Origin of the sequence: Campylobacter sp. 2018MI34, assembly GCF_016598975.1 — a bacterium.
Taxonomy (GTDB): domain Bacteria; phylum Campylobacterota; class Campylobacteria; order Campylobacterales; family Campylobacteraceae; genus Campylobacter_D.
This window is the reverse complement of the sequence record NZ_JAENKS010000275.1, coordinates 1-278: the sequence shown is the minus strand read 5'-3', so window position 1 is coordinate 278 and position 278 is coordinate 1. Positions and strand designations below refer to the sequence as shown.

Genomic DNA, 278 nt, shown 5'->3' with positions numbered 1-278 from the left:
TCCACTATCTTTTAAAGTAGAATAACCTATAATAGTTCCTTTAGTATGTCCTTTACTTTCTTCATTTAAAGATAGTTCAACATTCTGTGAAGAAGCATAAGGAAGTATAAATAAAGAGTGTTCTTTATTGGATCCATAGCTTCCATTATTTAAATCACTCTTTATATAATCACTTGCATCAGAGTATAAATTACCTTTTTCTTGCATAGCCATTCTTTGAGCTCTACTTGAAGAGCTTAGATAAAAGCTTTGCATAGAATTACCCATAACATTATCAA

1 pseudogene is annotated in these 278 nt (G+C 29.5%); it reads right to left on the bottom strand.

The window, feature by feature from the left end:
* Nucleotides 1-278: pseudogene (locus JG676_RS08790) on the bottom strand (hypothetical protein); the annotation flags it as partial.